The following is a 10381-nucleotide window of genomic DNA, read 5'->3' on the forward strand; positions in this document are numbered from 1 at the left end:
CGCGATGGCGGGCGCCGCCAGCATGGTTGCAGGTGCAGCCAAAGCACCGGCCTTCAAAAACGTGCGTCTTTTCATCTTAATCCTCCAGGAACTCAGAACAGGACCGACGGCAACCACGTTGCCAGCGGCGGAAACAGGGCGACGGTTGCCAGCGCCAGAAGCTGGATCAGAACGAACGGAATGACGGACATGTAGATCTCGGACGTCCGTATCTCCGCCGGGGCAACAGACCGGAAGTAAAAGAGTGCGAAGCCGAAGGGCGGTGTCAAGAAGGACGTCTGCAGGTTGAGCGCGATCAGAACCGCAAACCAGACCGGACTGATATCCGATTGCAAAATAATCGGCCCAACAATCGGCACCACAATGAAGATGATCTCAACGAACTCAAGGATGAACCCGAGCAGGAAGATCACCAGCATCGTAACGACGAGCATGCCCATCGGACCGCCCGGCACCGCTTCCAGAAATTCAGCCACATGCTCATCACCGTTGAAGCCCCGGAACACCAGCGAGAGGATGCTGGCCGCCATGACAATGCCGAAAATCATGCCGGTAACCGTCACGGTCTCGCGTAAGGCTGGAAACAGGACCCCGGATTTCATCAAGGGCGCCATGATCGAAAGCAACAATCCGAATGCTGTTGCGGTCAAGCCGACGGATAACAGCGTGCCGGCGGACCAGACGATTTTACCGCCCTCAAACTCAAGCCCGAACACGCCTGCCTGCCGCAACAAAAGCAAGAACGTCGTGAGAGCTGCGCATAAGAGCGCGATGCGCGCGGCAACCGAGGTTTGATTGGCAGCTGCGATCAAGATAGCCCCGGCAACCCCAACACTTGCCGCTTCCGTGGGTGTTGCGACACCAATCAGGATGCTGCCGAGCACTGCAACAATGAGGCCGAGGGTCGGCGCGATGTTGCGCAGCAAACGGCCTTTGAGCTCAGGAGATGCACCCGCCACCTGCTGGCCAGTCGTTGCGCCTGCACCGCGCAGGCGAACGCTGACATAGGCTGCATAAAGACTAACAAGCAAAAGCCCTGGGAGCAGTGCGCCGGCAAACAGATCGCCGACAGTAACGGGATCGGGGGCAAAGTTTCCAGCCTCTTGCTGGGCTTCGAAATAAGCATTTGAAATCTGATCTCCCAACAGGATCAGAACGATGGACGGTGGTATGATCTGGCCGAGCGTTCCGCTGGCGCAGATCAGGCCGCTGCTCATCTGTTTGCCGACACCTGCACGCAAAAGCGCCGGCAAGGTAATCGTGCCCAGCATCACGATGGTTGCCCCGATAATGCCGGTCGAGGCTGCAATCAGCGCGCTCACAAGAACGACCGACAGGGCGAGTGACGATTTGCGCCCGCCAAGAGCTTCCGTCAGGCTTTCCAGCATACGCTCTGCCTGCTTGGATTTTTCCAAGAGGACGCCCATGAAGACAAAAAGCGGAACGGCCAGCAGCAATGGGTTGCTCATGATTCCAAAAAGCCGCTGCGGAATGGCCTGGAAATAGACAAGGTCGAACGCGCCGGACAGGGAGGCCAGAACCGCAACCAGCGTCGGCGCACCCGCGATTGCAAGCAGCACCGGAACACCCGACAAAATGCAGCCGAACACGGCGACCGCCATCAGGCACAACCACATGAGATCTGCTGTCATTGCAGTCCCCTGCGCAGGGCACTGGCCAGACGGGTGAGCACCAACAGCAAGACAAGGCCTGGCAAGAGCAGAAGCACTGATTTTACGAGAAACAATCCTGGCAAGCCGCCGGTTTCGGGTGATCCTTCAAAGATCGCCCACGACGCTCTGATCAAAGGAAAGGCGGTCCACAACAGAATAGCAAATACCGGAAGCGCCAAAAGCAGGTCGCCCGCACTGTCGATCCATCCGTTGACGGCTTCGGAGAGCCGCTGGCTGAAGACATCGACGCGGACGTGCTTGTTTTCTTCAAAGGCAACAGCAACAGCCAAGGCCGCAAGCGCTGCAAAAGCATAGTTCACGGCATCCTGCATTTCTAGAAAACCAAAGCCGAGCAGATAGCGCATCAGCACCATCGCCAACTGCCCGAGAAAAACCACCAAGGCGAACGCCATACACGCCCACTGCACCACCTGAAACACTGTCCGCATCAATTTTCCGAACTGCAAAAAACAAATTCCGGCTGTGTTGTATCGGCTTAGCTGGCGGTCCGGCAATAGCGGCCCCTCTCCTAACACCGTCAATAGACGATCTTTTTGGGTACAGGCTGCGTGAACTGTTGTTTGCCGTGAGAGAAGGCAAACCTCGGCGGACGGAAAAACGACAGCCACTATTGTAGCGAACGTTCGTTCATTATATTAAGACCACGGGCATTCCGGAACTCCAGTGCCCGGCTGATGATCGCCCCTTCCCTTCACCGTGGCAGGCCTGTGTGCTTGCTCTTCATTCCAAATCCTGAGCCACCACATCTCCGCCTCCACTTCATGGACAAGAAAATGTATAGCTTTAAGTCATTTTGTATCCGGCTCGGTTTCGCCGCCGGGCTCCTCATCGCCGGAGGGGCCAGTGCCCATGCCGGCTCTGTGCGCATATATTCGGTCGAACTCGACGGAAAACACGTTGGCCAGATCTTGCATGAGTATTCCCGTTTGCCGGACGGGGCGCACGATTTCCAGCTGACGACAAAAATCGAAGCGAAGGCCTTTTTTCGCAAGGTGCGGATTACCAGCGTTTTGAAGGAGACGATTTCAGCAAACGGCTTTCTGGATGAGGCCTCCAACAAACTCGTTGAAAACAAGAAGACGTACTGGACGAAAATTCAGCGCTCCGGCGACAGCTATCTGGCCTTCACTGCACAAATGAAAACCCCACAAGAACTTGAAATCGAGGAAGTCGCCGGGCTGGCGAAGGAAGTCATTGCGACGGTTGTTCCTTATGCGGGAGAAGCAATGACAATTGCCGGGATACTGCTGTTGGATGAAAGGGGTTCCCCGCAGCATAAACGCCTAACGACGGACCATTTCGAGACATCCCTGATCGGGTTGCCGCTCTATTGGCAGTCGAGAAACTATGTCCTCCCAAAGACACTGACCATAATCGACACGGAAGAGATGTCGGTCTTCAAAGCGGCTGTGACAGACCTTGGAGACACTCAAGTCTCCCTTGGCGGACGGCCCGTGACCGCAAGGCAAATCAGGCTCAAAATCGCCAATTCAAAACCGATGGAAATCTGGATGATCCGGCCCGAGACAGGTCCAGCTTACTTCTTCCAGATCAAGGGAAAGAGCGACGGCGCCAGTTTCAAGGTTTCCCTGAAAAACGCTCATTAACGGCTCAAGGAGTGTTGCCGGGCCGCGCCAGCAGGACGCGGCCCTTGTGCCAGCAAGCTGTGAATTTGGAGATATTGAAGGTGGGGTAGCATCTTGCCGCATTGCAGCAAGTGCGGTAGGTCGAGCGCGTTCTTTCGCTTCTGGTTCGGCTCCGGCTGCCATTTCCTCCACTCGGACAGCCGCCCTCCCGCCACACTGGAAGCAAATCCCTGATCCACTTTCTGGAGACTATGTATGCTCGGCAAATACGTTCCGTCCGTCACCTTCCGCACGCGCGTCCGCGATGAAACCATCGAGGGCCCGAATCCGTTCCGCTGGGAAGACAAGACCAGTGATGACTATTTCAAGGGCAAGAAGGTCGTTCTGTTCTCATTGCCCGGCGCATTCACACCAACATGTTCGACCTATCAGCTGCCGGACTTCGAGAAGCTGTTTGCCGACTTTCAGGCGCAGGGAACCGATGAGATCTACTGTATCTCGGTCAATGATGCCTTTGTCATGAATGCCTGGGCCAAAGCGCAAGGCATCGAAAACGTCAAGGTCCTGCCGGATGGGTCCGGCGAGTTTACCCGCAAGATGGGCATGCTCGTTGCCAAGGACAATCTCGGATTTGGCATGCGTTCCTGGCGGTATGGTGCCATCGTCAATGACGGTCTTGTCGAGCAGTGGTTCGAGGAAGAGGGTTTTTCCGACAATTGCGAAACCGACCCTTACGGCGTCTCCTCGCCGCAAAACATCCTTGAACATCTTCGGGCAGGTCAGACTGCAGCCGCCTGATTTGCGTCAGATCGCCTATAAAAAAGCCTCGGATTTTTGTCCGGGGCTTAATTTTTTATGAGAAAGGTTTAACGGCCCGACGCGGGCTGTCAGAGAACTGCGGCACATTCTTGAAGCTCGGGCGCTGGTTCAATCCTCACCCGGCCCGTAGCAAGGTCTTCCTTCACTTTTTCGACCTCACCTTCAAAATCGGCAACAAGTGCGCGGTTGTGATCATCGACTGCCCAGTCCACCCCGTTTTCCCGAACCGACATTGTTGACATTCCAGGTGTCCAGGATCCGTCGACAGCGGATTTCCAAGCCGAAAAAGCGGCTTCGTCGACACGCTTCAAGGCACTCGTGAGCACGCTTCCAGGAACAAGTCCGTTCTGATTGGCATCCACCATGATCACGAAGCCGTCTGTCTTGCCCGCAGCCTTGGCAACACCTTCCGCCGCGAAACCGGCCGGAGCAAAAATCACATCAGCGCCTTCCATATAGTGCTGTTCGGCAAGCGCCTGTGCGCCGGAGATGTCGCGGAACGCCGTTATGTAAAGGCCGACAAAGGCGGTGTCGACCTCAATACCGGGATCGGCATGTTTGGCTCCGGCGACAAAGCCGCACATGAACCGCCTGACCGGTGGGATGTCCATTCCGCCAATTGTTGCCACGTGCCGGGTTGCCGACTTCAGGCCTGCAACATAGCCCGCAATAAAACCGCCCTCTTGCTCCGAGAACACAATGGAGCGGACGTTGGGAAGGTCTGAAACAACACCGTCAATTACCGTGAATTTCACGTCAGGATAAACAGGCGCAACCTCGCGCACGGCGGCGGAATGGTCGTACCCGATCAACAAGATGTGGTTGACGTCAACCTTGGCAAACGCTCTGAGAACCTCAGACAGGTCATCTTCATCCGCCAGTATCCACTCTTCGACGGCAAGATTGAACTGGTCGACCGCGCGCTGTGTGCCGACATGGGCAAGCTGATTAAAGGAGCCATCCTGCCGGGCACTGGAAAAGATTATGGCACCACGGGTTTCCGCAATGGCAGCAGCACCGCTGACACAAGTGGCAAGCACCAGCGCGAGCTGGAGAAGTTTTTGGACCAGCCCCCTCATACAGCTGCTCCGGTTCGATTTCCGGCGGTTGTTTTCATTGCACCTGTCATCTGCGCCCTCGGAATGGCGCCTCTTATTCCGCAAGGGTACACCTTTATGCTAGACGTGCGCTCTTCGGCACACAACTGTCAAATACATCAAGCTCTTTCCGCCCGAAGGCCGGACTACCCCAAAATATTTACAAATCCCAAATAAAGAACCCCGGACAATGCCGGGGCACTTATATTTTACTCTGCAAGTCTTCAGTGAAGCCTTGTGGTTAGAGAACGTCTGCACATCCTTCAACACCGTCAACCGGCTCGATGGCGACGCTGCCTGCGGCAAGATCGGCCATGGCTGTATCAACCTGGCCTTTGATGTCCTCAACGACTGACTGGTTGTGTGCATCCACCGCCCAATCGACGCCTTTATCCGCAGCCGTCATTGTCACAATTCCGGACTGCCATGACCCGTCCATTGCGGCCTGCCATGTCAGAAAAGCGGCTTCATCAACCCGTTTCAAGGCAGTTGTCAGAACAGTTCCTGGGATGAAGTCATTCTGGTTGGCATCCACCATGATGGCGAAAACGCCTGCCTTTTCAGCTGCTTTCGCAGCCCCTTCGGCCGCACGGCCAGCCGGTGCGAAAATGACATCGACACCATCGGCCGTCATCTTTTCCGCAATTGCCATACCGCCATCCACATCACGGAAACCGGCCGGTGTATCGGCAACATATTCGGAGACAATCGTTACATCCGGATTTGCCTTCTTCGCACCAGCCGCAAAGCCGCACATGAACTTGCGGACCGGCGGGATGTCCATGCCGCCAATGGTGCCGACTTTATCGGTCTTGGTTTTCAAACCCGCGGCATAGCCCGCGATAAATCCGCTTTCCTGCTCGGCAAACAAAACCGACCGCACGTTCGGCATATCCGGGATGTAGCCGTCGATGATTGTGAACTTAACGTCCGGATATTCGGCAGCGACCGTCTTGACCGCTTCCGTGTTTGCGAACCCAAGGGTCAGCAGGTGCTCGACGCCGCGATCAGCAAAGACGCGAAGTGCTTCGATCGTTTCAGCTTCATCAGCTGCAACACGCTGGCGGATCTTGATACCTACTTCCTTTTCGGCACGCTCCGTGCCGATGAAGCCAAGCTCATTGAATGCGCCATCGTTCTTCATTCCGTTAAAGACAATCGCGCCGCTCGTGTCAGCCTGGGCCGCGGTCGCTGCAACGCAGCACAGCAGTCCGGCGACAAAAGATGCCTTCTTGAGTACGTTCTTACGCATTTCTCACCTCACAAGTGAACCCAGCCATTCGACTGTGCCCCCATATGGTGCCTGAGGTGTAAAGAAAGGATGATGGAACAAGTCCCAAAAAGACTATAATTTGTCCTTTTGGTCAATTTTCATAAGTTTTCAAGAAAACAGGTTATCGCACTCTTAATCTAGCCACCGGGTATACATGCTATCTGCCGCCCTATCTGAACGGCATCAGTATTCCTTGAGCCCCAAATAATAATAACTAACACTGCAATAAATGACGATCGCTCATATGTTGGCATTTTCTCCAGTAGCATCTGAAAGCATCAATACACCTGCCAATTGTCCATTGGTGGTTAAACCATATCGAAAAACTTGGCCGTTTCGGAGCCACTTTTCATAGTGCGGATAAGCTTGCCCAGCCGCTCGGCAATTCTCTGCCCTTTTGCGTGCGCCGCACCACTGGCCCAAGATCCACACTCCTTTGGAACTCGTGATGAAGTGACTCGAGACCGGTAATCCGCAAGACCAACACCAAGGGCCTTGCTCCCCGTCAAAGCCGTCTATCCAGCCAGGGGACAGGCTCGTGAATCCGGCCTAAAGTCAGCAACTTTCTAACTTGAATGCCCTAGTTTCGTGCCTCAGGGCGTCCAATCGGCCCGATGACCTTGCTGGATAGGTTGTCCCCAGAACTTAGTCGCGGCCGATTTCGTTGAGACGCTCATCGTCGGACCGCAGTTCAAGCCACATGGCATTGAGGATTGCCAGGCAGCAGGCCAAGGGCATTCCGAGGATCCAGGCGAAGTACCACATCGCAATGTTCTCCCAGTGGCCAGCTCAATAGGCCGTATGATTATCCCGCTCGATCGTTTGTTCGTCCACCTTGCCCCAGAGAACCCGGTAAACCCAAGCGGTGTAGGTCAGAACGATTGGCAGAAAGATGATGGTTGCCACCAGCATGTTAAACAAGGTCCGGTGGGTTGACGAGGCATCCCAAACCGTCAAGCTCGCCTCCGGCTGAACCGAAGACGGCAGGATGAACGGGAACATGGACACTCCGACCGTGGCGATAATCCCGAATACAGCCATCTTGGAAAATGCGAAAATCAGTTTTTCCAGACGGGTCTGCAGGAGAACGAGTGTTCCGGCCAGACCGAGAAAGCCCAATCCCGGTGCTGCCCACAGGGTCGGATGCGCCGCGTAGTTGCGCATCCAGCCCCCTGCTTCCACAACGGCCTGCTTTGCCAAAGGATTGGCCTGCATGTTCGGATCGATGTCGGATGTAATCCTGAACCCTTCCACATAACCGGAGGCGACAAGATATCCGCCAGCCGCAAACAGGACCAAACCGAAACCCGAGGCAATGGTCCCAAACCGCCGCGCGCGCTGAGCCACCTCCCCGGAAGCACGCATGACGAGCCATACGGAGCCATGGGCTACCAGCATTGCCACTGACAACAGGCCGCACAAAAGTGAGAATGGCGAGAACAAGCCGAAAAACGACCCCTCGTAGGTCATGCGAAGGTCAGGATCGAGTTTGAATGGCACGCCCAAGAGAACATTGCCAACGGCAACCCCAAAGACGAGCGCAGGCACGGCGGACCCGGTGAAAAGCGCCCAATCCCAGGCGCTCCGCCAAGCCGGGTCCGGCCGCTTCGAGCGGTATTTGAAGGCGACAGGCCGCAAGATCATGGCCGCCAGCACCACAAACATGGCAAGGTAAAACCCGGAGAAGCTGATCGCGTAGAGCGGCGGCCAGGCTGCGAAAATCGCGCCGCCACCGAGAATGAACCAGACCTGGTTGCCCTCCCAGGTCGGACCGATCGTGTTGATCACCACACGCCGTTCGATGTCTGTGTCCGCCACGAACGGCAACAGCGTTCCAACGCCCATGTCGAAACCATCCGTCGCCGCAAAGCCGATCAAGAGCACCCCGAGCAGCAGCCACCAGATCATCTTCAAGGTGGAGTAGTCGATAAGTTCGTGCAAAACCAAAGTGCCTACTCCGCTGGAACGGGAATGGACCGGGGCGCAGACCCCGCGGACATTGCGGACGGAATGGCCTCCTTGTCAGGCGTGTGCTCTTCCGGACCGATCTTGATGTATTTGATCATCAGCGCGATCTCGATCACCAAGAGTGTGCTGTAGAGGATGACAAACCCTGCCAGGGTGAGCAGAACCTCTGTGACCGACAAGCTGGAAACACCGGCGGATGTCGGCAACATGCTCTCGATGATCCACGGCTGGCGTCCGTACTCGGCAACGAACCATCCCATTTCGCATGCGATCCACGGCAGAGGGATCGACCAGACCGTGATATGCAGGATCCAGCGCCGCTTTTCCCGCAAGACATCCAGCTTTCCGGTGGACGAGTAGTAAAAGAAAACCGCCGTCAGAAGGATGAAGAAGAAGCCGCAGGCAACCATGATCCGGAACGCATAGAACATGGGAAAGACGTTCGGCACGGTCGACCAGGCGGCCGCATCAATTTGTTCCATTGTCGCCGTGAGCGGGTCGTCTGTGTAAGGCAGCAGAAGATAGCCATAACCGAGCGAACCGGCGTTCTGCCGGAACGTTTCACGAATGTCCTCGCTGGCTTCAGCCGGATTAGCACGGATCTTCTGCAAGGCATCCCAGGCAATCGCCCCCTGGCGTATGCGGTCCTTTGACCGGTCCACAAGCTCATTGATGCCGGGGATGACCGTATCCAGTGACCGGGTCGCGATCAGCCCCATCACATAGGGAACCTCAATTGCAAAGAGGTTCTCGCGATTCTCCATATCCGGCCAGGCGACGAGATTGAACGCCGCCGGTGCGGGCTCGGTTTCCCACATAGCCTCGATGGTTGCGAGTTTCATCTTCTGGTTCAAATTCGCTTCGTAGCCGCTTTCATCGCCGAGGACGACAACGGACAGCGCGGAGGCAAAACCGAATGCCGCGGCAACAGCCATTGAGCGTTTGGCAATCTGCAGGTGGCGCCCTTGGAGCATGTACCAGGCCGAAACACCGAGCACGAACATCGCAGCTGTGACGTATCCGGCCGACACGGTGTGAACGAACTTGGCCTGGGCCACCGGATTGAAAAGGACGTCGAAGAAACTCGTGACCTCCATCCGCATGGTGTCGGGATTGAAGACCGCACCGACCGGGTGCTGCATCCAGCCGTTTGCGATCAGGATCCAGAGCGCGGAAAAATTCGTCCCTAGCGCAACCGCCCAGGTTGCTGCCAAATGCTGACGTTTTGACAGCTTGTCCCAGCCAAAGAAGAACAGGCCGACAAATGTAGCCTCAAGGAAGAAGGCCATCAGACCTTCGATCGCAAGTGGCGCGCCAAAAACATCGCCGACATACTGGCTAAAATAGGCCCAGTTCATCCCGAACTGGAACTCCATGGTCAAACCCGTTGCAACGCCTAGGACGAAATTGATGCCGAACAGCGTCCCCCAGAACTTCACCATCCGCTTCCAGATCTCGCGGCCGGTCATGACATAGACCGTTTCCATGACTGCGAGCAGAATAGATAGCCCGATGGTGAGCGGCACAAACAGGAAGTGGTAAAGCGCTGTCATGGCAAATTGCAGCCGTGACAGATCGACAACATTCAGTTCCATCGCTCACCCCCTTTGAGTGCCGGACCGGCTTGAGCGCGTTGCAAGATGTTGGCTTACACTCGCGCTGGGGTCAATGCGATCCATTTCAATGCGGCGCAAAGCCTCACCGAAAACGCCCGGTCTTTTTTTCGATATCCGAAAGAATTAACAAGGATTTACGAGAGTTGCGGCGCTTAATGGAGGTAAAGGACCTTGTCGGCCGCTTCAAGCTCGAGGCGTTTGTGCGCGATGACCATGGCGCCTGCGCGCCCCTTGAACGCCATGAACCGTTCGAGAACATCTGCGGCTGTGACCGAATCAAGTCCTTCGGTCATTTCGTCCAGGATAAACAGGTCCGGGCTCGTCAAAA

The 10381-nt window shown here is 55.9% G+C and carries 9 protein-coding genes; 2 read left to right on the plus strand and 7 right to left on the minus strand.

The window, feature by feature from the left end:
- Positions 1 to 92: 92 nt before the first annotated feature.
- Together E1180_RS21920 and E1180_RS21925 are read right to left on the minus strand one after the other, a co-directional pair.
- Positions 93 to 1652, minus strand: a complete 1560-nt coding sequence (locus tag E1180_RS21920; protein ID WP_155194856.1) for a TRAP transporter large permease — start codon at positions 1650 to 1652, stop codon at positions 93 to 95.
- Positions 1649 to 2122: a TRAP transporter small permease subunit gene (locus E1180_RS21925; protein WP_208997300.1), complete on the minus strand. Its 474-nt coding sequence runs from the start codon at positions 2120 to 2122 to the stop codon at positions 1649 to 1651. Before E1180_RS21925 ends, E1180_RS21920 begins: the two co-directional genes overlap by 4 nt.
- Positions 2123 to 2467: 345 nt before the next feature.
- Between E1180_RS21925 and E1180_RS21930 the strand changes: the two genes are divergently transcribed.
- Together E1180_RS21930 and E1180_RS21935 are read left to right on the plus strand one after the other, a co-directional pair.
- Complete coding sequence (locus E1180_RS21930) at positions 2468 to 3301, plus strand: hypothetical protein (protein ID WP_155194858.1); 834 nt, start codon at positions 2468 to 2470, stop codon at positions 3299 to 3301.
- 234 nt (positions 3302 to 3535) lie between these two features.
- Positions 3536 to 4078, plus strand: coding sequence for a peroxiredoxin (locus E1180_RS21935; protein WP_155194860.1), 543 nt, complete (start codon positions 3536 to 3538; stop codon positions 4076 to 4078).
- Positions 4079 to 4167: 89 nt separating this feature from the next.
- On the opposite strand, the gene E1180_RS21940 is transcribed toward E1180_RS21935, so the two are convergent.
- From E1180_RS21940 to E1180_RS21960, 5 genes are all read right to left on the minus strand, one after another.
- Positions 4168 to 5178 (minus strand): BMP family ABC transporter substrate-binding protein, encoded by a 1011-nt coding sequence (locus E1180_RS21940; protein WP_155194863.1) that lies wholly within the window; start codon positions 5176 to 5178, stop codon positions 4168 to 4170.
- 259 nt (positions 5179 to 5437) lie between these two features.
- Complete coding sequence (locus tag E1180_RS21945; protein ID WP_155194865.1) at positions 5438 to 6448, minus strand: BMP family lipoprotein; 1011 nt, start codon at positions 6446 to 6448, stop codon at positions 5438 to 5440.
- A 666-nt stretch (positions 6449 to 7114) separates the two neighbouring features.
- Entirely contained in the window at positions 7115 to 7234 is a 120-nt protein-coding gene (gene cydX, locus E1180_RS21950) for a cytochrome bd-I oxidase subunit CydX (RefSeq protein WP_155194866.1), read from the minus strand.
- Between the two features lie 24 nt (positions 7235 to 7258).
- Positions 7259 to 8416, minus strand: coding sequence for a cytochrome d ubiquinol oxidase subunit II (gene cydB / locus E1180_RS21955; protein ID WP_155194868.1), 1158 nt, complete (start codon positions 8414 to 8416; stop codon positions 7259 to 7261).
- 5 nt (positions 8417 to 8421) lie between these two features.
- Positions 8422 to 10032: a cytochrome ubiquinol oxidase subunit I gene (locus tag E1180_RS21960; protein WP_155194870.1), complete on the minus strand. Its 1611-nt coding sequence runs from the start codon at positions 10030 to 10032 to the stop codon at positions 8422 to 8424.
- Positions 10033 to 10381 lie beyond the last annotated feature (349 nt).

This window comes from Roseibium denhamense (genome assembly GCF_009711415.1).
GTDB lineage: Bacteria > Pseudomonadota > Alphaproteobacteria > Rhizobiales > Stappiaceae > Roseibium > Roseibium denhamense.

Excerpts from the sequence above, each read along its gene's own strand:
- E1180_RS21920 (WP_155194856.1), bottom strand. The coding sequence starts at position 1,652 with ATGACAGCAGATCTCATGTGGTTGTGCCTGATGGCGGTCGCCGTGTTC.
- E1180_RS21925 (WP_208997300.1), bottom strand. The coding sequence starts at position 2,122 with ATGCGGACAGTGTTTCAGGTGGTGCAGTGGGCGTGTATGGCGTTCGCC.
- E1180_RS21930 (WP_155194858.1), top strand. The coding sequence starts at position 2,468 with ATGTATAGCTTTAAGTCATTTTGTATCCGGCTCGGTTTCGCCGCCGGG.
- E1180_RS21935 (WP_155194860.1), top strand. The coding sequence starts at position 3,536 with ATGCTCGGCAAATACGTTCCGTCCGTCACCTTCCGCACGCGCGTCCGC.
- E1180_RS21940 (WP_155194863.1), bottom strand. The coding sequence starts at position 5,178 with ATGAGGGGGCTGGTCCAAAAACTTCTCCAGCTCGCGCTGGTGCTTGCC.
- E1180_RS21945 (WP_155194865.1), bottom strand. The coding sequence starts at position 6,448 with ATGCGTAAGAACGTACTCAAGAAGGCATCTTTTGTCGCCGGACTGCTG.
- cydX (WP_155194866.1), bottom strand. The coding sequence starts at position 7,234 with ATGTGGTACTTCGCCTGGATCCTCGGAATGCCCTTGGCCTGCTGCCTG.
- E1180_RS21960 (WP_155194870.1), bottom strand. The coding sequence starts at position 10,032 with ATGGAACTGAATGTTGTCGATCTGTCACGGCTGCAATTTGCCATGACA.